The 22,213-nt window shown below is 65.3% G+C and carries 17 protein-coding genes; 8 read left to right on the forward strand and 9 right to left on the reverse strand.

What is annotated here, in order from left to right; all coding sequences use genetic code 11:
* Positions 1–30 precede the first annotated feature (30 nt).
* Together ABLA28_RS00730 and brnQ are read left to right on the forward strand one after the other, a co-directional pair.
* Positions 31–924: a phosphatidylglycerol lysyltransferase domain-containing protein gene (locus ABLA28_RS00730; RefSeq protein ID WP_347712106.1), complete on the forward strand. Its 894-nt coding sequence runs from the start codon at positions 31–33 to the stop codon at positions 922–924.
* Between the two features lie 381 nt (positions 925–1,305).
* Entirely contained in the window at positions 1,306–2,619 is a 1,314-nt protein-coding gene (brnQ, locus tag ABLA28_RS00735) for a branched-chain amino acid transport system II carrier protein (RefSeq protein WP_347712107.1), read from the forward strand.
* A 66-nt stretch (positions 2,620–2,685) separates the two neighbouring features.
* On the opposite strand, the gene ABLA28_RS00740 is transcribed toward brnQ, so the two are convergent.
* Positions 2,686–2,910 carry a DUF3343 domain-containing protein gene (locus ABLA28_RS00740; RefSeq protein WP_314717015.1) on the reverse strand — a complete coding sequence of 75 codons (225 nt, stop codon included), beginning with the start codon at positions 2,908–2,910 and terminating at the stop codon, positions 2,686–2,688.
* Positions 2,911–3,275: 365 nt separating this feature from the next.
* Between ABLA28_RS00740 and ABLA28_RS00745 the strand changes: the two genes are divergently transcribed.
* Together ABLA28_RS00745 and ABLA28_RS00750 are read left to right on the forward strand one after the other, a co-directional pair.
* Positions 3,276–5,351 carry a TerB N-terminal domain-containing protein gene (locus tag ABLA28_RS00745; RefSeq protein ID WP_347712108.1) on the forward strand — a complete coding sequence of 692 codons (2,076 nt, stop codon included), beginning with the start codon at positions 3,276–3,278 and terminating at the stop codon, positions 5,349–5,351.
* Positions 5,352–5,489: 138 nt separating this feature from the next.
* Positions 5,490–6,725 (forward strand): four-carbon acid sugar kinase family protein, encoded by a 1,236-nt coding sequence (locus ABLA28_RS00750; RefSeq protein WP_347712109.1) that lies wholly within the window; start codon positions 5,490–5,492, stop codon positions 6,723–6,725.
* A gap of 208 nt (positions 6,726–6,933) precedes the next feature.
* On the opposite strand, the gene ABLA28_RS00755 is transcribed toward ABLA28_RS00750, so the two are convergent.
* From ABLA28_RS00755 to dnaA, 5 genes are all read right to left on the reverse strand, one after another.
* Positions 6,934–7,455, reverse strand: coding sequence for a DciA family protein (locus ABLA28_RS00755; RefSeq protein ID WP_347712110.1), 522 nt, complete (start codon positions 7,453–7,455; stop codon positions 6,934–6,936).
* On the reverse strand, positions 7,452–9,359 hold the full coding sequence (gene mnmG / locus ABLA28_RS00760; RefSeq protein WP_347712111.1) for a tRNA uridine-5-carboxymethylaminomethyl(34) synthesis enzyme MnmG: 1,908 nt from the start codon (positions 9,357–9,359) through the stop codon (positions 7,452–7,454). The genes ABLA28_RS00755 and mnmG overlap by 4 nt, the downstream gene beginning before the upstream one ends.
* A gap of 98 nt (positions 9,360–9,457) precedes the next feature.
* Positions 9,458–10,501, reverse strand: a complete 1,044-nt coding sequence (locus tag ABLA28_RS00765; RefSeq protein ID WP_347712112.1) for a hypothetical protein — start codon at positions 10,499–10,501, stop codon at positions 9,458–9,460.
* A gap of 88 nt (positions 10,502–10,589) precedes the next feature.
* Entirely contained in the window at positions 10,590–11,825 is a 1,236-nt protein-coding gene (gene dnaN / locus ABLA28_RS00770; protein ID WP_347712124.1) for a DNA polymerase III subunit beta, read from the reverse strand.
* 287 nt (positions 11,826–12,112) lie between these two features.
* On the reverse strand, positions 12,113–13,438 hold the full coding sequence (gene dnaA, locus ABLA28_RS00775; protein ID WP_299301281.1) for a chromosomal replication initiator protein DnaA: 1,326 nt from the start codon (positions 13,436–13,438) through the stop codon (positions 12,113–12,115).
* Between the two features lie 353 nt (positions 13,439–13,791).
* Here dnaA and ABLA28_RS00780 point away from each other — a divergent pair, with 353 nt between their 5' ends.
* The 4 genes from ABLA28_RS00780 (at position 13,792) to ABLA28_RS00795 (ending at position 19,279) form a co-directional block, all read left to right on the forward strand.
* Entirely contained in the window at positions 13,792–14,565 is a 774-nt protein-coding gene (locus ABLA28_RS00780; protein WP_347712113.1) for an acyl-ACP thioesterase domain-containing protein, read from the forward strand.
* A complete protein-coding gene (gene trkA, locus ABLA28_RS00785) occupies positions 14,562–15,959 on the forward strand; it encodes a Trk system potassium transporter TrkA (RefSeq protein ID WP_347712114.1) in 1,398 nt (465 codons plus the stop codon). The genes ABLA28_RS00780 and trkA overlap by 4 nt, the downstream gene beginning before the upstream one ends.
* Entirely contained in the window at positions 15,956–17,419 is a 1,464-nt protein-coding gene (locus ABLA28_RS00790; protein WP_347712115.1) for a TrkH family potassium uptake protein, read from the forward strand. Before trkA ends, ABLA28_RS00790 begins: the two co-directional genes overlap by 4 nt.
* A gap of 270 nt (positions 17,420–17,689) precedes the next feature.
* Positions 17,690–19,279: a fused MFS/spermidine synthase gene (locus ABLA28_RS00795; protein WP_347712116.1), complete on the forward strand. Its 1,590-nt coding sequence runs from the start codon at positions 17,690–17,692 to the stop codon at positions 19,277–19,279.
* 129 nt (positions 19,280–19,408) lie between these two features.
* Here the strand turns inward: ABLA28_RS00795 and ABLA28_RS00800 are convergent, their stop codons facing one another.
* From ABLA28_RS00800 to ABLA28_RS00810, 3 genes are all read right to left on the reverse strand, one after another.
* The gene (locus ABLA28_RS00800) at positions 19,409–20,161 is read right to left on the reverse strand and encodes a class I SAM-dependent methyltransferase (RefSeq protein ID WP_347712117.1); all 753 of its coding nucleotides are present in this window, start codon (positions 20,159–20,161) and stop codon (positions 19,409–19,411) included.
* Between the two features lie 27 nt (positions 20,162–20,188).
* Positions 20,189–21,019: a class I SAM-dependent methyltransferase gene (locus ABLA28_RS00805; RefSeq protein ID WP_314717056.1), complete on the reverse strand. Its 831-nt coding sequence runs from the start codon at positions 21,017–21,019 to the stop codon at positions 20,189–20,191.
* A gap of 76 nt (positions 21,020–21,095) precedes the next feature.
* Positions 21,096–22,199, reverse strand: a complete 1,104-nt coding sequence (locus ABLA28_RS00810) for an ABC transporter substrate-binding protein (RefSeq protein ID WP_299302378.1) — start codon at positions 22,197–22,199, stop codon at positions 21,096–21,098.
* Positions 22,200–22,213: the final 14 nt, after the last annotated feature.

Genomic DNA, 22,213 nt, shown 5'->3' on the forward strand with positions numbered 1-22,213 from the left:
GCCCGAAGGGGCCGGAGAGGAACCGAATACATGCTCTCTTTCAGACCGTTGACCTGGGAGGACCGGGTACCCTACAGCGAATTATACGGCCGCACCTCCGTCAAGTATGCCGAATACTCCTTTTTTTCCCTGTGGGGCTGGGGGGACACGAACCCCATGGAGCTGGCATGGGACGATACGCTCTGCTGGCTGCGCTCACACGGAAACAAGCCGGGGTTCTGTTCGCCCGTAGGGGACTGGGACGCCGCGGACTGGGACGCCCTCCTTCGGGAACATTTCGCGCCCGGCGACGTTCTGCTGGACGTGCCGGAGGCCGTCGTCGAACGCTTTTCCGATTCCCTCTCCGCCCGGGTCCGGGTTACGGAGGATCGGGACGAATGGGAATATCTTCATTCCGTGCCCGAGCTGATCGCCCTGAAGGGAAGCCGCTTCGCCCAGAAACGGGCCTATGTCCGCTCCTTTCAGTCCTCCTGCGACTGGGAATACGTCCCGCTCCTCCCGGAGGATTTTCCCGAGCTCCTGGATTTTCAGGCGGAGTGGCTGCGGCGCAGGGAGGCCGACCCCTCGCTCTCCCTCGAGGACGAGGACCGGGCCATCCGGCGCGCCCTCGAGAGGTGGGACGATCTTCCCTTTCTGGGGGCCCTGCTGCGGGCCGACGGAACGACCGTCGGCTACACGATCGCCGAGGAACTGGACGCGAAGACCCTGGACATCCGCTTCGAGAAGGCCCTCGAGGATTACGCCGGAAGCTACCAGGCCCTGAATCAACTTTTTCTGCAGAATCAGGGCTCGGACTACGCCTGGGTGAACCGCGAGGAGGACATGGGCAATCCGGGGCTGAGGGAGGCGAAGCTCTCCTATCATCCGGTTCGGCTGCTCAAAAAATACCGTGTCGAGATCCTGTCCGCGCCGCGGCAAGGCTGAGGAACTCCGTCCATGCGGCATCGAACGGCAAACGCGGTTCCCCGCAGAGGCGCAGGACAACGATGACCGCAGAACCCATCGCTCCCATTTTCCGGGGGCGTCATTATAACCATTGGCACTGTTTATTCCCTCCTTGTCGCTCTTTTTCATGATTGTTGAGAAACTTGACAAATCAGGGTATTTCAATATCATGATATGCTAGGTACTTTTCTCGAGGCATCGGCACAGGAGCGACAGCCGCGTTCCCGTTTCGTCCTCTGTTTGGCGGCACTCCGTCGGCCCGTCTCGGTGTTTTTCAGGCATCGCCCCGTTTTTACGAGCTCCATGAACCCTCATGAGCCGGGGTTCAAAAAAATACAGGATCGAAGGAGTTGTGAGCGCATGCAGTCGAAAAACAAGGAAATTCTCGTCATGGGTTTCGCCCTGTTCGCCATGTTCTTTGGCGCAGGCAACGTCATTTTCCCGCCCTATATCGGGATCATGGGGGGCAGCGATTGGCCCGCGGCCCTTTTGGGGTTCACGATCACGGGCATGGGCATGCCCCTCCTGGGTCTGCTCGCCACATTCAGGGCGGGCGGCGATGTCGACAGATTCGCGGGAAAGGTCAGCCTGTCCTTCGCCAAGCTCTTCAACTTCGCCATCCTCCTCTGCATCGGGCCGATGTTCGCCATCCCCCGGACCGCGGCGACGACCTTCGAGGTCGGCATCCTTCCTTACCTGGGACCCCTTCACGCCAGCCCCATCATGGGAATCTCGTGGGAGGCGATCGCCGTCTCCGCGGTCTTCTTCATCATCACCCTCCATTTTTCGCTCAACCCCTCCAAGATCGTGGACCAGATCGGAAAGTACTTCACGCCCGTGTTGGTCTTCATGCTGGGTTTCGTCATCGTCAAGGGCATCATCGCTCCTGTCGGCCAGCCAATCGCCCCCCGCGTCCCGAACGCCTTTGCCATGAGCTTCACCGAGGGGTATCAGACCATGGACGCGCTCGCCTCGATGGCCTTCGCGGCGATCATCATGGCCAACATCATGAGCCGCGGACACGGGAACACCGGCGAGGGGATGGCCATGGCCGTCAAGGTCGCCATCGTGGCCATGCTGGGCTTCCTCTTCGTCTATGGAGGGCTCATCTATCTGGGAGCCACCGGATCGGGGTTCTTCCAGGGCACTGAGGGCCATACCAAGATCACCGTCGAGCTCATCGGCAGGATCGGGGGCGACTTAGGCCGATACGCCCTGTCCATCTCCGTCCTCTTCGCCTGTCTCACCACGGCCATCGGACTGACCACGGCGGTCTCCGAGTACTTCGAAAAGCTCCTGAACAGGGCGGTGACGTACAGGAGCCTGGTCTGGATCATCGTCCTGGTCAGCGCGGTGCTCTCCGTCTACGGGGTCAAGTACATCATCTCCCTGTCCGTTCCGGTGCTCTACGCCCTTTATCCCGTGGCCATCGTCCTGATCCTGCTGAACCTCTTCGATTTCGGTTTCAGCACCGGACTCTACCGCGGAGCCGTCGCCGGGGCGTTTCTGATGGGCATCCTCTATGGAATGCAGCATGTGAGCGCCGTCGCCGACCGAGTCAAAGATATGCTGGTCTCCATTCCCCTGGGGCCGGAGGGATTCGCCTGGATCTTCACCGCCCTCATCGGCGGCATCATCGGCGGCATTTTTGGGCGGTTTATGCCGAAGGCCTGACGGAAATATCCGAGTCAAACCTCAAAATCCGTTTTCTCAAAGGGAAGCCCGGGCATCGGGCTTCCCTTAAATTTTGTCCAGGTCGTGCACGGCGGCGACCTCGATTTTACGCTCGGCGGCCAGGGCCTCCGCTTTCGTCCGCTCCTCACAGGGGAACTCGCAGGCCAGTCCGCAGCTGGAGGACAGCTTGCGGGGAACGGGGGCGATGCGTGCCCCGATCCCGGCCTCCCTGCAGGACCGCTCGAACAAGAGCGCCATGCTGGTCGTCTTGAATGTGGCGAGACAGCTCAACGAAACACACCTCCCTTCTCGAAAAAACGTCTTTCCTCCCGGCTCTCTCCTCTTCGGATTTCCTTTCTTCGAGGACCGGAGCTCGCGATTTTTTTGGAATCCGGGCAAGATTATACCCTCCGGCCGACTTTCCGGAACGGCCTCATTTTCCGCCTCAAACGGCAAAAAGGCCGGGGAACGTATATAATGAAAAACGGCTGCCGGGGCCGCGAAGCACGGGGCAAAACGCGCCTCCCTGCAGGGGGACCCCTGGACGGCGGAGGTCATGTTTTTCGGACGGGGACCCGGGAAACCGAAGGGGGAGAACCGCACTTTCGCTTCGCCGGTACGGCAGCGCTCCCCAACGACAAAAGGGAGGCGGATTCGTGCTTTTTCTCATGATCGGGATTGTCGTTGTCGTGGCCGTCGGGGCCCTGCTCAAGCAGCAGGCGAGGCATGCCCTCCCCAACGAGGCGCCGGCACAGCCCACCCTCAGCGAGTCCGACGAAAGGGCGCCGCAGGCCGTCCCGCTTCCCCTGGAGGAGCCCGATCGCCTCGTCATCGCCGGATCCTCCGAGGAAAGGCCGGCCTCCATAGGCGAAAGGGACGAACGTCCCGCCTCTTCGGCCCCCTCGGAGGAGCGGATCGAAGGACAGGCGGGCCTACCGGCTATCCAGGAGGAGATCGACCCCCTCACCCCGGTTCTGGCTGCGGCCCCGATCAGCTCTCCAAGCGCCGTGGCGAGCGCGACGTACTCCTCCGCGGCCCCAACGGCCTTGGGCGGGGATTCGCCCTACTCCTACGGCGCCCCTCAGGAACGAAAGAAGCCGGGAGCCGCTCCTCTGCTTCTACGCTGGTGCGGAAAGACGGGCTCACTCCAGATCGGGGATTTCGTTATCCTCGGGCCCGTCACCTACTGGTCCGACGGCTCCAGCACCACATCGGAGCCCTGCTGCATCGACATCACCCTGCCCGTCGAGTACCCGGACGAGGAGACGCCGCTTCCGGCCGACGGCGCCGTCTCCTACGAGGCCATGACGCCGCTCCAGCGCGGAATTTACCTGACATGGCTGGCAGGGGGGCGCATCCAGCCTCCCCAGCATGTCTGTTACCCGGCCCTGTGGCTCTTCGGCCTCGAGCGCCGCGTCCTGGTCGACCGTCTGGACCTGGGAATCTGCATCGGCGAGGCCTTTCGCCTGATGCCGCTTCTCCGTTGGGAAAGCCTCAAGGACAGCCTGGTTCGCTTCGTCACCTGGATGGCCGTGAAGCTCTGGCTGCCCGAGGAGGACCTTCTCGCCTTCTGTAAGACCTTGGCCGTCGTCCCCGACGAGCTGCTCGGCATGCTGCTCGGACCCTATGCCGGCTCCGGGCTGCCCCTGCCCGCCATCGTGGCCTTCACCCTGATGCGCTCCTCCCGAACCCTGAACGCCGCATCCGCCGACGACCCGGAAAAAGGCGGCTTTGTCCCTTCCCCCATGTTCCATTCGGAGGCCCTGTTCGAACAGTTCTCCCCCCGGTATCGAAGCGCCTGCAGGGGGGGGCTAGTGCTCTCCCGTCCCAGGACCTCCGTTTTTCTGGCCTACGTCCCGACCAATCCCTCGCTGGCCTCCGAGAAGAACGCCTCCGGCGGGGTTCTGGAGCTTCCCAACTTCTTCGAGAAGCTCGAAGCCTTTGTCCCCCTGATCGCGGTCTGGAGGGATCTGATGCGGGAGGTCTCCCAGACCGCCGCCGAGCGGGAGGCGAAGGAGCTGACCGACCGTCCCGATCTGGAGGGCTTCGTCCTTCGCCTTCGAGGAGAGGCCGACCCCGTGTCGCAGCCGGCCGGCCCCACCCGGACGACGCTCGCCGCCCTGGCGGACCTGATGGGGATCCCCTGCAGCGAACCGGACTCCAAACCCAGGGGATCGGACAGGAAAAGAATCGTGGAGACCGCCCGGGTGGAGGGCTATGGGATCCTTCCGAACCTCGGCATCGCGGGGAAGGATTACCATTGGGGCGACCCCGTCCTCCTCGTGCCCATGGAAATGGGCGCGCGGCTCTCCGCGGACTACTGCGCGTCCGAACTTCTGCTGGAGTTCGCCTGTTCCCTGACGGGACCCGAGGACTTCGCCCGGTTCGAGGCCCTGAGGCTTCGCCTGGACGAGTACTTCGCCCTCTCCCCGGAGGACCACGCCCGGCTTGCCGCCCTGGCGGACCTTCTGATCCCCAACCCCTCGACGCCCGAATCCTGGGGCGAGGTGCTGTGCTTCTGGCTTCAGGAGGATCAGCGCGCGGTCCTGAGGAACTTCATGATGAACTTTCTGGGGTTCCTTCCCTCGGAACGGCACCCGGAACTCCTGGGCCGGATCTGTACGGCCCTCGAGGTTGCGCCGGACACCCTCCCGCTGCCGGACGAGAGGCCCGCCCCGGAGCGGGGGAGGGAGGTCGCGAACATCCTCGCCGCGCTGTTCAAACGCTCGTGATACAATGCACCTTCCGACAAGGGCATTTTGCAAGGGTTTCCGGGACGGCCGGGGAGGCTTAAAATATCCGTGGGACCGCCGTCCGGCCAAAAACTTTCAGACCGTATTTTTCAAGCCGTTTTGAGGAGGAGTCGCAGCATGTTCGATTACGTGGTTGTCGCCGACGATTATACCGGGGCCGTGGAGACCGCGGCAAAGTTCATGAACGGGGGTTACCGCACCGCCGTGACCCTGGATTCGGGTTCTCTGGGGTCCCTCAGGAAATACTCCGTCGTCGCCGTCGATACCGAGACCTTTTTTTCTTCTCCGGAACGCGCCGGCGGCAAGCTTGAGAACGTCGCACGCGACCTGATGCCCTGGAAGGACAGCACTGTCTTCTTCAAGCGCATCGAGCCGGGCCTCCGGGGCAACGTCGGACCCGAGGTACAGGCCCTGGCCCGTGAGATGGGGTTCGACACCATCATCGTCGTGTCCGCCTTCTCCCGCAGCCGCCGGGCCATCGAGGAGGGGACCGTCTACCTGGACAAGCACGAGCGGATGTCGTCCCTTACCGTGACGACCTCGCAATCCGCCAGCTCGGCCGCGACCGTCGCCCTTCTTGCCCAGGCGGGATTGAATCCCACCGAGATCCCGGCCGACCAGATCCGATCGGGCCGGACGGCGGAGATCGTCGCCAAGGAGGGATGCTATTGCTTCGACGCCGAGAACGACGAGGACCTCCGGATGATCGTGCGGGGCGTTCTGAAGGCCCGGCCCGCCAAAGAGGTGCTCTGGGTGGGGTCCGTCGGGCTCGCCGAGGCCCTGGCCACGGCCCCGAAACCCTTCGTCTTCGTCGTCGGGACGGCCCATCCGCGAAGCGTGCGCCAAGCGCGCCAGCTGCTGGAGAATGGATTCGTCCAGACCGTCGGCGTCTCGGCCGCAGGGATTGGGACCGACCGGGCCGCGGAGGCCCTCGTCAAGGCGGCGGACGAGGCGGAGCCGCTGCTCCGCTGCGGACAGTCCATTCTGCTCATCGCGACGACGGAGGAAAAACGTTTCGTGCGCGGCGAATACCCGAACGGGGACATCGAAGGGTTCATGGACCTGATGGCGGACACGGTCCGCGAGATCATGGGACGCACGAAGATCGGAGGACTGTGCGTCACCGGCGGGGACTGCGCCGTGCGCATCGCCCAGAGGGTCAAGGCGGAGAACGTGGCCCTGGAACGGGAGATCCAGGAGGGGATCACGCTCCTGAGCCTGTCCGGAGGGCCCTTCGACAGGCTTCCCATGATCTCCAAGAGCGGCTCGCTCGGGGGCGAACGCGCCCTCGTCCACTGCATGGAGTACTTCCTTCATCACGACGAGAACCCCGACACCCTCCCCTGGATGTGAGGGCACAAAGCAGATTCGCCCCCGGCCGGGAAACGTGTTCCCCGGCGCCCCTCTCAACCGTTCCCCTATGGGAACGGTTAGGGGTTCCAAGGGACTCGTCCCTTGATGAAGCCCCTAAGCGACCTGCACAACTCGCTTTCGCTCGTTGGCGGTCTGCTTATGGCAGGGTTCGGGACGGAGTCCCGAGATCCCGTCTTTCGTTTCTTCATCACGCGCGGGGGAAGCGGCGGGCGAAGTAGGCGCGGAGGCGGGCCAGCCCTTCCGCAGCCTCGTCGGACAGCGTCTCGGGGCAGGCCCTCCTGAGCTCCTCGACCTCCTCCTGCGGAAGCACGACGCGCGCGTGCCGGCGTCGCGGAGCATCCTGTGTGGGCCGGGGCCTCGGGGTCGGCGGCCCGAGGGTGACCCGGATCCTCTCGACGTCCAGGTTCCAGCGGCCCTTCAGGATGCGGAGGATGTTGCCCTTCATATTGACGATCTGCTGGGCGGCATGGGGCGTCGCCGCGGCAATCCGCAGTTCTCCGTCCTCCAGCTCGTAGGGGGCCGAGAGACGGGCTCGGACGGGCCCGACGACCGCCGACCAGTTCCTCGTTACATCCTCCAGCCGTTCGATCCGCTCGTTCCGCCCGGGGACCATCCCCTCCAGAAGCTCCTTCAGGGACGTCACCCGTTCCAGGCGCCCGCGCCCCGCTCGAATCGCGTTTTGGACGTTTTCTCCCGCGGGCCCCTTCATCGCGCTTCCCCCCCGTCCGCGGAGTTCCCGCCCATCCGCCTGACGACGACGGAGAGGAGCTGGACGTCGGCGGGCGTGACCCCGGATATCCTCAGGGCCGCCCCGAGCGACCGGGGCCGGAAGCGCAGGAGCTTTTGACGCCCCTCCGAGGAAAGCCCCTTCACGGCGATGTAGTCGAACCCGTCCGGGACGAGCACGCCGTCCAGCCCGGCCATGCGTTCGGCCAGCCGGGCCTCCTTCTCCAGATAGCCCGCATAACGCAGGCTCGTCTCCACATAAAAAGCCGAGTCGGGCTCCAGGGCCGATCCCTGTGGACCCGGCTCCCCGATCAGCTTTTCGACCAGGGGGTACGTCGCCCCGCGATGCCGCAGGAACGCCGCGGCCGTCAGCGATTCCTTCGGCGGCTCGGCCCCAGACGCCTCGCAGAGGCGGTCCGTCTCCTCCGAGGGCACGATGCGGATCGATTCCAGCCGGGCAACCTCGCGGTCCTCGCGCTCCCACCGCCGCTCCAGCCCGGCCCAGCGTTCCGGGCTCAGCAGCCCGAGACGATGCGCCAGCGGGGAGAGACGGCGCGCGGCGTTGTCGTGCCGCATCAGCAAACGATGCTCGCAGCGGCTGGTCAGCATCCTGTAGGGCTCGTCCGTGCTCTTCGTCGTCAGATCGTCTGCCAGAACCCCAAGGTACCCGTCCGACCGGCTCAGAACGAGCGGCGGCTCGCCCCTCACCGACAGGGCCGCGTTGATCCCCGCCAGGAGCCCCTGAGCCGCAGCCTCCTCGTAGCCCGAGGTCCCGTTGATCTGACCGGCGCAGAAAAACCCCCGGAGCTCGCGGTTCTCCAATGAAGGTGAAAGTTGATCAGGCGTTAGATACGCATAATGGATCCCATATCCGGGCCGGATGATCTTGGCCTCCGCGCACCCCGGAAGGGAACGCACCATCTCGACCTGGACGTCGTAGGGCAGGCTGGTGGAGAAGTTCTGAACATAGACCTCCTTCGAGTCGGCCGACACGGGCTCGAAGACGATGGGATGGGTCCTTCTGTCCGGGAAGCGCAGAAACTTGTCCTCGATGGAGGGACAGTAGCGCGGCCCGAGGGCGTCCATCCCCCCCGTGACGAGGGGGGAACGGTGGATGCTGCGCTCCAGGATCTCGTGGGTACGCTCCGTCGTCCGGGCAAACCAGCAGGCGTAGTCCGACCGGTAGACGCGCTTTTCGCCCCAGATGTCGAAGCAGAGCGGCTCCTCCTCCGACCGCTGCGGCGCCGCCGAGGAGAGGTCGAGGGTGTCGAGGTTCAGGCGCGGCGGCGTGTCCGTCCTCATGTACCCCAGCCTCAGGCCCAGGGCCGCCAGGGAATCGAGCAGGCGCTCGGCCGGCGCCTGTCCCATGGGGCCCGAGGGAAAGGAGGCCTCCCCCACGTAAACCCGTCCGCCGAGGTACGTCCCCGAACAGAGGACGACCGCACGGGCCTCGTAGCGCGAGCCATGACGGGTGAGGACCCCCCGGACCCGGGAGCCGTCGATCGACAGCTCCACGGCCTCGTCCTGATGCAGGTCGAGGTTCCTGCAGGTGTAGAGCAGGCCCCGATAATGGGCCGCGTACCGCGCCGGGTCGCACTGCGCGCGCAGCGCCCGGACGGCGACGCCCTTCGAGGTGTTCAGCCAGCGGATCATCAGGGTGGAGGCATCCGCAGCACGGGCCTGCTCCCCCCCCAGGGCGCTGACCTCCCGGACCAGGTGCCCCTTTGCCGGACCGCCGATCGAGGGATTGCAGGGCATCAGCGCCGTGGCGTCCACCCCGAGGGTCAGAAGCAAAGTGCGGCGCCCCATCCGGGCGGCCGCCAGAGCCGCCTCGCACCCCGCATGCCCTCCGCCGATCACGACGACATCATACCGGTCCTGGAACACGGGAGATCACCTCACAATACAAACGACAACGGGGGCTTTGCCCCCGTCCCCCAGTCGGGGAACGTGTTCCCCGACGCCCTCGACCCTCAAGAAAAAAATTAGCGATCCAGGCCGTAGATTTGGGCCGGGACCTCCGGAAAGGGGTTCTCCGTCCCCGTCACGAACACCTGCCAGCCCGTGCCCAGGAGGGCGGACCCCGCCTCGCGCCTTCCCGCCGCATCCAGCTCCGCCCCAAGGTCGTCGAGAAGCAGGACCGGCCGGGCCCGGAGATACGTCCCGACGAAGCGCCCCGCCATCAGGATCAGGGAAACGACCAGCCGCCGCTTCTGCCCGCGGCTGAGGGCGGCGGAGGCGGGCCGCCCGAGACACGATACGACCAGATCGTCCCGGTGCGGCCCGGCGAGCGGACGACAGGCACGCGCCTCCCGCTCCGCCGTCGCCTCCAGCGCCGCGAGCAGAAAGTCGGAGCCGCTCCCCGGGATCTCGGGCTCGACCCTTAGGACGAAGGGAAAGGGGAGGGAAAGGGGGGAAAAGTCCGGCTCGGTCCTCAGGCCCTCCAGCATCCGATCGAGCACCCGCCTTCGGCTCTCCAGGATCCATCCTCCCAGACGAACAAAGGGCGGGGTCGTCCTCGCGGGAGAACGGCCCTGCCGTAGAAGGGCGACGCGATGGCGGACGAGCTGGCGATACTCCGAGAGCCGGCGCGCATAGGAGGGGATGCAGAGGGCGCAGAGCCGATCGAGAAAACGGCGCCGGACGGAGGACGGGCCGTCGATCAGGTCGATATCCGTGGGCAGGAAGGAGAGGGAGGGAAGGCGCGCCCGGAGGTCCGACCCGCTGATCCGCTCTCCGTCCGCCTTCAGGGTCATGCGGGACGAGAGGAGCGCCGAGACCTCGATGTCCCGCTCCCCGGAGGTCCTCGCGGCCAGAAGCGCCCGCCCGTCCGGCGAGTCCCAGGCCACGGCCGAACTCACCCTCCCCGAGAACGTCCCCCACCCGGACAGGACGTTCAGGGACTCCAGAAGGTTCGTCTTTCCGGCGCCGTTCGGGCCCAGGATGAGGTTCAAGCCCGGCCCCCAGTCCGTGCGGCGCACGGACCCGAGGTTTCGATACCCCCTGAGGGCGGTGCTCTGAAACCTCATCTCGAGGCCCCGAGGGGAGAAAGACGAGCCTCAATGGGAGAAAAACGGGAGAGAGGAAGACAAAAAGGAAAAAATCGGGCGGCTTCTCTCAGAATGGTTCCCCTTCCTCCTCAGGGCTCCTGTCGGGTTCAGAGGCGAGTTCGGCCAGGGCCTGGAGGGGTTCCTGGCCGGGCCCGGCTTCGGCCTCCTCGTCCTCCATGAGGTCCTGGGGGCTCAGGCGGGTCGGCATGAGCATGTACAGAAAATCCTCCGAGCCCTCCCGAAGCAGCCGGGTCTGTCCCTCCCCGCCGTTGAAGTCCATGCGGATCTCCCCGCTGCCGAGCGCCTTCAGGCCGTCCTGAAGGAACCCGACGTTGAATCCGACCCGAAGGGGGTCGCCGTCGATGTTCGAGTCCAGGACCTCCGTGGTGGTCCCCAGCTCCGGCGCCCTGCCGGTCAGGCGGAATTCCCCGCCGGGCGAGAGGTGAAACACCACGAGGCGGGTCAGGGTGTTGCGGACCATGATGTCGATGCGCTCCAGTGCGGGCAGCAGCTCGTCGCGCTGGATTCTGAGGGTCGTGGAGGCCCCGGGCGTGAGGATCTTCTCGTAGTTCGGGAAGGAGGACTCCACGCGGCGCGCCGAGAACTCCAGGCCCTCCAGACGGAACCAGACGGTGGAGCCATCGTACAGGACGTCTATCCGGGACTCCGGCGCGTTTCCCATCAGAAGGCGCACCAGCTCCTTGAGGGCCGGAATGGGAAGCAGCAGGTCGACCTCCGCCCCGGCTTCGCAGGGACACTGGGAGAGGGAGAGCCGCTTTCCGTCCGTCGCCACGATCTTCAGAAAGTCCCTCTGGGCCTTCAGCAGACAGGCGCCCAGGTACTTCGGAAAGTCCGCGGGCGTCGAGCTGGCGACGGAGCCCTCGGAGATGGCCCGGGCGAGATCCGCCGCGACGATGGTGCACAGGGGGTCCGCCCCGTCGCTTCGGGGGATGTTGGGGAATTCCGAGACCGGCCAGGTGGCGAAGCGGGTCCGGTTCCTCCCCGCGGAGAGCGTGCCCCTCTCGTCGTCGATCTCCAGTGAGACCTTGTCGTGGGGCGTTTTTTTGAGAAATTCCCCGAAGATTCGGACCGGCAGGACCGCCGAACCCGCGGTGACGGTACGGACGCCCTGAGCCGAGCAGCGTATCGCGGTCTTGAAGTCCGTGGCCTCCAGGTACGTCTCTTCCTCGGAGGCCGTGATCAGAATGCCGCTTACGGCGCTGATGGTGCTTTTGGTGCTGCTGGAGCGCTCGGTCATCTGCCAGGCCTTCAGGAACTCCAGGCGGTCGAGCTCTATCTTCATCGTGTTCACCGTTCCCTTCCGTGCGCTTTTCTGTCCCGGGTTCCGTCGAGGGGGCTGTGAAGAACCTCCTTGTGGACAGTTGTCCTCGTGTTCTTTTTTTTAGAGTAGAGACAGCAGTAGTAGTGTTGAACAAGGTTGTGGATATCCTGTCCGCCGTCCGTCGCCCGCGCTTTTCGGGCGGTGTGGGCCGGCGGTGGATCCGCCGTGGAGGACCTGTGGATTCCGTGTACGCTTTCGCGGTTTTCCGGGGAGGGTTGTGGAAAACTGTCGGCCGTCCCCATACGCCTTCACAACTTGTTCCGTATGTTGTCCACAGCCCGTTTCACGTCCGGGTCGGACTTGACGAGCTGCTCGATCTTCCTCTGAGCGTGGATGACGGTCGTGTGGTCCTTCTTGCGGAAGGCGTGCCCGATCCGCTGAAGGCTGATGTCCGTGAGTTCGCGGCAGAGGTACATGGCGATCTGGCGGGCCAGGGCGATCTCCGCCGTGCGCTTGGATCCGGTGAGGTCGTCCGGGTTCATGCCGAAGTTCTCGGCCACGACGGCCTGGATGCTCTCGATCGTCACGGGGCCCTTCAGGTCCATGCGGAGGATGTCCTTGAGCCAGACGGAGGTCTTCTCGATCGTGACGGCCTCCCCGGAGAGCTCCGCGCATGCGATGACGCGATTGAGGGCCCCCTCCAGCTCCCGGATGTTGCTGGGGATGTGCTGGGCCAGGAAGTGGATGACCTCGTCGGGCATCTCGTACTCCCGGGACAGCGCCTTTTTCTGGAGGATGGCGATGCGGGTCTCCAGGTCCGGCGGCTGGATGTCCGTCACCAGCCCCCAGGCGAAGCGGCTGATCAGCCGGTCCTCGATGTTCTGGAGCTCGGAGGGCTGGCGGTCCGAACAGATGACGACCTGCTTGTTGCCCTCGTGAAGGGTGTTGAAGGTGTGGAAGAACTCCTCCTGGCTCTGGCCCTTGTTGCCGAGAAACTGGATGTCGTCGATCAGCAGGATGTCCACGTTGCGGTAGCGTTCCTTGAACTGGGGCATCTTCGAGGAGCCGATGGCCTGGACGAACTCGTTCAGGAACTTCTCCGCACTGAGGTAGAGCGCCCTCAGCCCGTGCGAGCGCGAGAGCGCGTAGTGGCAGATGGCGTGCATCAGGTGCGTCTTGCCGAGGCCGACCCCGCCCCAGATGAAGAGCGGGTTGTACGCCTTTCCCGGCATCTCCGCGACGGCCAGGCTGGCCGCGTGGGCGAGGCGGTTGGACTTGCCCACGACGAAGGTGGAGAAGGTGTAGTTCGGGTTCAGGTTGGCCCGGTTCGGCTCCGGCCGGCTGGCCTCCTCGGCGCGGGCCACCCACTCCCGCTTCTTGTCCTCCCCCTCGGGGTGGACGCTGGCCCTGAGGCGGATGCCCCTGACCGCTCCGCCGGCTCGAGCGGAACGGTTCAGCTCGCCCAGAAAGTTCTTGGCGATGTACTCCTGCGTGAAGGGATTCGACGTATCGACCACCAGCTCGTCCTCCTCCAGGGCCACGGGCACGCACGTGGTCAGCCACAGCGAGACCGCGCCCTCCGGCAGAACGGCGCCCTGGACGATTCCGTCCCATAGTTCCTTCAGTTCCCTCATGTCCTTCTGCAATCCGTTTCACCCCTGCAATGGAGTCTGTCCCCCGTTGCGGCAGGCCGCAAAATACCGGTTTTCTCCCGGCCGTCCGGTCCGGAACGGCGTCTTTCGTTTTTTCCTCATGAGGTGCACAGGTTCGTCCACAAAGAGTCTCCTGATTGGAGCTCGTTCAGCCCAATTATACACTTATCCACAGGTAAACCCCGGAAATGGTGTGGATAAATCCGAACGGGCGTCGGAACGCACCCCTCGAGGCGGAGCCGGTTCGTATGTCGGGAAGTTAATGATATCATGGTGCGAAAGAGGGCTTTTCGGAAAACGGAAAGTATGGATTGGGTAAGGAGGAACGCTGAACGATGTACGTCCGGGAATTGACGGTTCTGCCGTCCGACGCGTCCTGTCACGGCGAGCTGAAGCTGCATGGGCTGCTGAACCATCTGCAGGATACAGCCAGCTTGGCGGCGACCGGACTGGAGGGCGGCCCCACACAGGTGCTGGCCCGCGGCTACGCCTGGGTGCTGCTCCGCTACGAGGTGGAACTGCTGCGGCGCCTGCCGGAGATGGATGAGCGCTTCGTCATCAAAACCTTTCACGATATGAATCACGGCTACCATACCCTGCGCGTCTTCCAGGTGGAGACGCCGTCGGGGGTTCCGCTGGTCTGGGCCAAGACCTCCTGGCTCCTGCTGGACCTGGCCGCCGGCCGGCCCGTGCGTCCGGCGGCATATCTCCCCGGGTTCCTGGACCGCGACACGGAGCCGATCGATCCCGACTTCCGCGACATCCCCGACTTTTCCGAGCTCGGCGATGCCGGGGAGATTCATGAGACCGTCTATCCGGTCCGGTTTCACGACCTGGATGCCAATGGGCACGTCAACAACGCTGTCTACTTCGAGTGGGTCTTCGAGGCGACCCCGATCGACCTCATGGCCTGGGGCCCGAGGTCGATCTCCGCCTCGTTCCGCGCAAGCGCCAAATTGGGCGACGTCCTGACGGTCCGGGCCCGCGAGCTTAAGGGGCCCCGCTCCGGCGAGGCGCGGACGTTCGTCTACGAGATCGCCGGCGCGGCCCGCGGGAGCGGCCGGTCCCTGACCACATTTTCCTGCGTTTGGGAGCCGCACCGCTCATGAATATCGTCATCGTCGGAGCCGGGGAGGTCGGGCGCAGCGTCGCCGCCACCCTGGCCGCGGAGGGGCACGACATCAACCTGGTGGAGCAGAACGAGGAGCATGCGGAGCACGTGGCGGAGGAGCTGGACGTCCGCGTCGTCTGCGGCAACGGGGCACGGCCCCAGGTGCTCTACGACGCCGGGGTCCGGGAGGGCTGCACGGTCGACCTTCTCGTGGCCTGCACGGATCGGGACGAGGTCAACATGCTCTCCTGCTGGATCGCGCGTCATGCGGGGGTCCGCAGGGTCATCTCCCGGGTGCGGGGGCTCGAGTTCACGGACTCCCCGACCTGGGGGCGGGACCTGGGCATCGACCTCATGCTCTCGCCCGAGCGGTCCGTCGCGCGGGAGATACTGGAGCTTCTGTCCGTCAGCACGGCCGTGCGGACGGCGGAGCTGCTGGGCGGCCGCGCGGCCATCTACGCCTTCCGCATTGCGGAGGGCTCCCCTCTGGTGAATCTCTCCCTCAAGGAGATTCGCAGGGACCATCCGGACCTGGTGGCGATCGTGGTCTACGTGGAGCGCTCGGAGGGGGAGCGGTCGGAGGGCGAGAATATCGTACCGGACGGCGACACGGTACTGAAGGCCGGGGACCTCTGCTACGTCGTCTCCTACCGGGAACAGGTCTGGATGCTGGAGAGGCTCTTTCAGCTCAGGAGCACCCGGCCCCTGCGCAAGGTGTTCGTGGTGGGCGGGGGCAAGCTGGGCTATCAGGTCGTCCAGAGGATCCAGAAGGAGTACGGCAACGTCAGGATCCGTCTGATCGACCACGACCCGCATCAGTGTGAAAAGCTGGCCGGGGAGCTGGGCGAGGCTCTGGTCCTGAACGGGGACGGGGCCGACCGGGCGCTCCTGCTGGAGGAGGGCATCGAGGAGGCGGACGGCTACGTCTGCGCCACGGACTCCGACGAGGTCAACCTGGTCTACGCCGCCATCGCCAAGTCCATGGGGGCGCGCAAGAGCATCGCGGTCGTGCGGCGGCATCTCTATCGGGACATGCCGAACCACATGCCCGTCGATGCCGTGGTGGACTCCAACGAGGCGCTGGCCGCGATGATCCTGAGGACCATCCGCTACCCCGGGCACGCCCGGGCCCTGTCCATCATCGAGAAGATCGACGCGGAGATGCTGGAGATCGTCCTGCCCGCGGAGCACGGCCTGACGGACATCCCGCTTGCGGAGCTGAAGCTGCCGAAGGGGGTCCTGGTGGCGCTGCTGGGCAGGAAGGAGAAGGTGGTGGTCCCGAACGGGGCCACGCGGCTTCAGGCCGGCGACCATCTCATCCTGTTCGCCTCCACGTCCCTCATGCGCGAGGCGATGGAGCTGTTCGGCGGGGCCGACGGGGAGCGGTCATGAGGCTGGGCGTCGTCCTTCGGGTGCTCTCGCTCATCTCCCTCATCGTCTCCCTCTTTATGATCTTCCCCCTGGCCTTGGCGGTCTGTGACGGGGCCGCGGGCCGGCTCGCCTTCCTCGCCTCCCTCGCCGTCGGCCTGCTGATCAGCCTCGGCTTCTTTCTGGCCGGAAAGCGCGGGACCGACTATCAGCAGCTGGGCATCCACGAGGCCATCGCCGTCGTGGGGTTCTCCTGGGTGATCGCCTCGGCCGTCGGGGCCCTGCCCTATCTGTTCTCGGGCGCCGCGTCGACCTACGCGGACGCCTTCTTCGAGACCATGTCGGGGTTCACCACGACCGGGGCCACCATCCTGACGGACATCGAGGGGCTTCCCCGTGGGCTCCTCCTCTGGCGCAGCCTGACGCACTGGATAGGCGGGATGGGGATCATCGTCCTGAGCCTCGCCGTGCTCCCCTTCCTCGGGGTCGGGGGGATGGAGCTCTACAAGGCGGAGGTTCCCGGCCCGACGCCCGAGAAGATCACCCCGAGGGTCCAGCAGACGGCCCTCTACCTCTGGGGCGTCTACGTCCTGCTGACCGCACTGGAGACGGCCTTTCTGACCGCCGGGGGCATGGGGTTCTTCGATGCCCTGAACCACAGCTTCTCCACCATCGCCACGGGGGGGTTTTCGACGAAGAACGCCTCGGTGGGACATTTCCACAGCGCCTACGTCGAGTGGGTGATCACCGTCTTCATGTTCGTCTCCGGGATCAACTTCTCCCTGCATTTTTTGATGCTCACGGGGCGCTTTCGCGGGGCCCTTCGGGACGAGGAGCTGCGTTGCTACTCCGTCCTGACCGTTGCGGCCTCGGTCGCCATCGCGTTTTTTCTGCTTCGCCAAGACCTCTTCGATCGGGTGGAGCCGGCTTTGCGCGCTGCGGCCTTTCACGTCGTGAGCCTGATGACCACCACGGGGTTCGTTACGACGAACTACGACCTGTGGCCGGAGTTCGCCCGTTTTCTTCTGCTTCTGCTGATGATCGTCGGGGCCTGTGCGGGCTCCACCGGCGGAGGATGCAAGGTCGTGCGCTTCCTGCTGCTGGGGCGGCAGATCCGCGCCGAGGTCCGCAGCCTGCTGCATCCCAGGGCGATCGTCAATACGCGGGTCAACGGCCGGGTGGTCTCGATACGGTCCCTGAGCTCCGTCACGGCCTTCTTCATGCTCTACATCGCCATCCTGGTCCTCTCCACCCTCGTGCTGACCGCTTTCGGACACCCCAGGCTGGACTTCGTGGCCTCCCTGTCCGGGGTCGTCGCCTGCCTCGGCAACGTGGGGCCGGGGCTCGCCTCGCTGGGGCCGGTGGAGAACTTTTCCTGGCTGCCCGAGGGAGTCAAGTGGATCCTCTCGTTCTGCATGCTGGCCGGACGGCTGGAGCTCTTCGCCGTGATTCTCCTGTTCGTGCCGGAGACCTGGACGCGCTGAGCCTTCTCGAAGGAAACGCCGCTTGAGAATGAAAAGGCCTATTTATCAAGAGTAAATTTCGGGTAAAAATCTCCAACGCTTCCCTAAGGAACGCCTCCCCCCGACTCTGGTAGAATGGGTGGCGTGTCCCGCCGGGGTGCGGGGGTTTTGGGGGAACTTTTCGGTTCAACGGCTTTTTGCCGTTTCTTCGAGAGGTGCTGACTGTTGCGATGATGGGTTTGATCGTTCATGGGAGCTAAAAATCGGAAATCCACCGGGCGGCATCCGTCCGTGGACGAGGGCGCGAAACGGAAGGAGGAGGCGTTCCCCTTTACCGCGGAAAGGATCGGGACCGCGGAACCGCCCCGTCCTGCGCGCCGGGGCTTCGGACTGCTGGAGGCCACGTCCTTCCTGTGCGGCGCGTGCGTTATGATTCTGGAGATGACGGGGTCGCGTCTCGTCGCGCCCTTTTTTGGGACGTCCCTGGTCGTGTGGACGGCCCTGATCGGGGTCGTCATGGCGAGCCTCTGTGCGGGCAACTGGGCGGGAGGGCTTCTGGCGGACCGCCGCCCGGAACGCCGCGTGCTGGCCCGGATCGTCCTCCTGTCGGCGGTCTGCACGGGCTGCCTGGCGTGGGCGGGCAACGCGGTGCTCTCGTTCCTCGGCGGGCTGAACCTGAACCTTTATCTGGCCGTGGTCCTCGCGGCCCTGCTGATCTTCGCGCTCCCGAGCCTGCTCCTGGGCATGGTCTCCCCCTTCGTCATCCGCCTCGCGATGGACGACGTCGGCACCTCGGGGGGGACGGTGGGGCGCTTCTCGGCGCTCTCGTCCGCGGGCAGCATTCTGGGGACCTTTCTGGGAGGGTTCATCCTGATCTCCCTCGCTCCGTCGGGGGTCATCCTCCTGATGCTGGCGACCGTCCTGGCCGTTCTGGCCCTGCTGCTCCGCCTGCCGGTTTGGAAGGGCACTCTCCTGGTCCTGTGCCTGCTCGCGGCCGCTGCCGTGGCCGCGAAGACGGGGGGGCTGCCGATGATGCCCGTGGGCGTGCATATCGAGACGCTCTACAACCACATCTCCATCGTGGAGAGCAATCAGGCGGACGGGCGGCGCGTCCGGATTCTGATGACGGACCCGCAGGGCGCACAGTCCCTGATGTACACGGACGATCCCAACGAGCTCGTGAGCGACTACACGAAGTTCTACGACCTCGCCTTTCACTTCAAGCCCGACACGAAGAATATCCTGATGCTGGGCGGCGGAGGCTACTGTGTGCCCCGCCACGTCCTGGCGGAGCGTCCCGGGGTCTCGTTCGACGTCGTCGAGCTGGACCCCGGCATCACGGAGGCGGCGCGGCAGTATTTCTCCATCCCGGAGGACCCGCGCCTGCGCATCTTTCACGAGGATGCGCGGGCGTTCCTGAACCGGGAGGCGCGGGACCCCGGGCGTCGGGGCTCCTACGACGCCGTCTTCATGGACGTCTTCGGGTCGTGGTACTCCATCCCCTTCCACCTGGCGACGGTGGAGGCCGCGCAGCGCATGCACGATCTGCTGAGCCCGGACGGGGTGCTGATCGTCAACGTCATCGCCTCGCTCCAGGGGCCCCGCAGCGGGGTGTTCCACGGGATCTACGCGGCGCTCGAGTCGGTATTCCCAAGGCTCCTGATCTTCCCGGCGTCCGCCTCGGACCCCAAGTATGCGCTGTCCCGGCAGAACCTGATGATCGTGGCCTTTCGGTCCCGGGAGCTGCCCGCCGTTCCGCCGGTCCCGGAGCTCGCCGTCGTGAGTCTGCTGGAGCATCAGTGGCTCGAGCACTTCGAGGCCTCGGTCCCGGCGTTCACCGACGCCTTCGCGCCCGTCGAGCGCTACGCCCTGATGCGGTAGGGGACGGCAATGCGAAAAGGTACGCCCTGAAAAGGTGCGATCTGAAAAGGTGCAAAACGGGAGGAGGCGGGGAAAATCCCGCTTCCTCCCGTTTGTCGCGTATGTCGGCGATCTCCGCAGGGATCCCGCTCAGGCCTTGGTGCCGACGACGGCGATATAGTTCAGCTGTCTTCGGTGCGCATTGAAGAAACCGGACATCCGCCCGAAGAACTCCCGATTCTCCTTCTTCCGCCCGTTCAGAAAGATCCGCAGCGCGCCCCAGAGCCCTTCGTCGTAAATCATTCCCTTGAAGCTCATGAGGGTGATGGGCCCCTCCCGGACCTTGAGGCCGGAAAAGCCGCGCTCCTCGAAGACCTTTCGCCATTCCGTCCCCGTCAGCGGGTACACCCTGACGTTGATCGCCCGGGTCAGGCCCTGGACGAGTTCCGGGGAGTCCTCCGTCAGCATGACGTCGTGCGTTAGCAGCACCCCGCCCTTTTTCAGCACGCGGAAATACTCGGCGACGGCCTTGGCCCGGCTTTCGGGGTCGAGCATCGTCAGCATGGCCTCGTTGACCACCGCGTCGAAGTGCCCGTCGGGGAACGGCAGGGCCGTGGCGTTCCCCTCGACGAAGGTGACGCGGTCCGCCGCGCCCGCGGCGGCGAGGTTCCTCCGCGCCTTCTCCAGCGCCTCGGGGTCCATGTCCAGCCCCGTGACGCGGCATCCGTATTTTTTGACGAGCTCCGCCGTCGTCGTGCCCATGTTGCACGCCACCTCCAGGACCTCCGTCCCGGGCCCGAGCCCGCCGCTTCGCATCAGCCAGTCCGTTGCCGCCCGTCCGCCGGGACGCAGCCGCCGCTTGCCGAGCCTGGCCAGAAAAACATGTCCCACTTCCATCGCCATGAGTTTCACCCTCTTCGTCGAATGTCGTTAAAGGCGGCCCTCTCCGGAGGAGCCCTTCCAGGACACGAGGGCCAGGATGGTCCTTCCGGAGACGCGGATGCAGCCGTCCCTTTCCTGCGTGCGCAGCAGGGAGCGAAGGTCCGCGCCCCGTTCCGAGGCCGCCTTGCCCAGGCCCATCCTGTAGCGGTCGCACGCCTCGTCCAGGCTCAGGGTTCGGTCCTCGTTCCTCTCCAGAAACGTCATCCGGGGGAGAAAGCCGTTCAGCCACTGCCGGTTGAAGACCGCCCAGGCGATGTCCCCGCCGTTGTGGGAATCGGCGCTCTGGTCCACGCCGAGCTCCCCGGCCAGGGCGTCCATGATGGAGTCCTTCATGGAGACGTATTGGGCGACGACGCAGTGTCCCCGGCTGGCCGCGGTCATCTTCTCCAGGCCCGCGGAGGTCCTCGCGGGCGTGCACATGCAGGCGAACACCAGATCGAAACGCCCCTTCAGCCCGCCAAGCTCATCCTTCTTCCAGTCGTGCTTCAGCGTCTCGAGGTTGGAAAGGCCCTTCTCCCCGGCCTGCTCCGCGCACAGTTCCAGCATCCTGGGGGAGATGTCCGCGGCGGTCACGTCCCTCGCGGCCGCGGCGAAGGGCAGGGCGTAGCGTCCATAGGCGCACCCGACGTCCAGGACGGAGGCCCCCGGACCGAGCATCCCCTCGTCGGAGAGGTATCGGACCACCCGGTCCGTCAGGCTCGTGCCGTAGGTTCGCTTGCAGGCGAAAAAGGGCTCGGCCTTAGCGTCCCAGAAGTCCTCGGACTCGGAGAGGTTCGGATCCGGACGGTTCAGGATCGCGTCAAAAAAATCCGCGCTCATGTTCAATCGAAAATCCTCCTTTGCTCAAAACCCGCACTCGGTCAAGAACGAAAGCCCGGAGCGCCTCGGAACGGCATCAGAAAAAGTCCCGCCGCATCTCGGCCCCGGGCGAAAGGAGCTTTTCGACCTCCCCGTCCGTGAGCTCCATGCCGTAGAATCTGCCGTAGTACTCCTTCACCTTCAGGGGGATGTCGATGTCCTCGAAAAGATCGGGGTAGACCGCCTTCGCAAACCACCACAGGGCCAGGGGCGTATCGGTGCAGGGCGGCCACCAGCGGTGCATGCCCAGCGGGAACTTGTGGCAGTCCCGGTTTCTGACCGCAGGGACGTGGCTCCAGTCGTGGCCGGGGCCCGCCGTGTTGTCGTACAGGTTCTGCGGGACCAGGGCCGTGAACGTCGTCAGAAACACCTTGTCGGGCGCCCAGTCGTAGATCTGTTCCATGTTGACGTTCTTCTTCCCGACGTCCAGTCCCACGTTCACGGCTCCAACGGCGTCGCACCAGTACTCCCCGAAGGTCTTCCGGCCCGATACGCTGATTGCCGTATCGTTGTAGTTGCTCAGGATCAGGACCCTGGCGCGCTTCTCCCGAGGAATGTCCCGGACGCGCCGGGCGATCTCCGCCTCGACCTCCCTGCCGTAGGCGACGATGCCCCTGGCCTTGTTCTCCCCGCCCAGGACCTGCTCCATGAGGTCCAGCCACATCTCCAGGGTGCGGAGCGTGCTGACCGATCCGCCGATGTTGGGGTGGGTGAAGGCCACCGCGGGGATCCCCGCTTTTTTGTACGTCTCCGTGTGAACGGCGCCGGAGTAGAAGACGACGTCCGGCTTCAGGTTCAGCAGTTCCTCGATGTTCAGGGACCCTCCCTTGTAGAAGTCGCTGGACACGGAGAGCAGGCCGGGCGCGTACTTCCCCAGCACGGAGCGCCGCGCCGTGTTGAGCAGGTCCGGCGGTATCCCCACCAGGTTTCTCACGTCGCCTCCCTGATACACGGCGACCACCGAGGCCAGCGGCAGCGGCGCCACGACGGCGATGCGCTCGATCTTCTCGGGCAGATCCACGTCGAGGCCCAGGTGGTCCCGTACCGTCCGCGCCTCCGAGCTCCCCGGCCAGGTCAGCGCCACGGCAAGGACCACCACGGCTCCAACAAGCCGGGAACGAAGCCTCTTACACCTCTTCATCTCGATCGACCTCC

The sequence above is a fragment of the uncultured Fretibacterium sp. genome (genome assembly GCF_963544685.1).
In the GTDB taxonomy this organism is placed as follows: domain Bacteria; phylum Synergistota; class Synergistia; order Synergistales; family Aminobacteriaceae; genus CAJPSE01.

Excerpts from the sequence above, each read along its gene's own strand:
- ABLA28_RS00730 (WP_347712106.1), top strand. The coding sequence starts at position 31 with ATGCTCTCTTTCAGACCGTTGACCTGGGAGGACCGGGTACCCTACAGC.
- brnQ (WP_347712107.1), top strand. The coding sequence starts at position 1,306 with ATGCAGTCGAAAAACAAGGAAATTCTCGTCATGGGTTTCGCCCTGTTC.
- ABLA28_RS00750 (WP_347712109.1), top strand. The coding sequence starts at position 5,490 with ATGTTCGATTACGTGGTTGTCGCCGACGATTATACCGGGGCCGTGGAG.
- ABLA28_RS00755 (WP_347712110.1), bottom strand. The coding sequence starts at position 7,455 with ATGAAGGGGCCCGCGGGAGAAAACGTCCAAAACGCGATTCGAGCGGGG.
- ABLA28_RS00765 (WP_347712112.1), bottom strand. The coding sequence starts at position 10,501 with ATGAGGTTTCAGAGCACCGCCCTCAGGGGGTATCGAAACCTCGGGTCC.
- dnaN (WP_347712124.1), bottom strand. The coding sequence starts at position 11,825 with ATGAAGATAGAGCTCGACCGCCTGGAGTTCCTGAAGGCCTGGCAGATG.
- dnaA (WP_299301281.1), bottom strand. The coding sequence starts at position 13,438 with ATGAGGGAACTGAAGGAACTATGGGACGGAATCGTCCAGGGCGCCGTT.
- ABLA28_RS00780 (WP_347712113.1), top strand. The coding sequence starts at position 13,792 with ATGTACGTCCGGGAATTGACGGTTCTGCCGTCCGACGCGTCCTGTCAC.
- trkA (WP_347712114.1), top strand. The coding sequence starts at position 14,562 with ATGAATATCGTCATCGTCGGAGCCGGGGAGGTCGGGCGCAGCGTCGCC.
- ABLA28_RS00790 (WP_347712115.1), top strand. The coding sequence starts at position 15,956 with ATGAGGCTGGGCGTCGTCCTTCGGGTGCTCTCGCTCATCTCCCTCATC.
- ABLA28_RS00800 (WP_347712117.1), bottom strand. The coding sequence starts at position 20,161 with ATGGCGATGGAAGTGGGACATGTTTTTCTGGCCAGGCTCGGCAAGCGG.
- ABLA28_RS00805 (WP_314717056.1), bottom strand. The coding sequence starts at position 21,019 with ATGAGCGCGGATTTTTTTGACGCGATCCTGAACCGTCCGGATCCGAAC.
- ABLA28_RS00810 (WP_299302378.1), bottom strand. The coding sequence starts at position 22,199 with ATGAAGAGGTGTAAGAGGCTTCGTTCCCGGCTTGTTGGAGCCGTGGTG.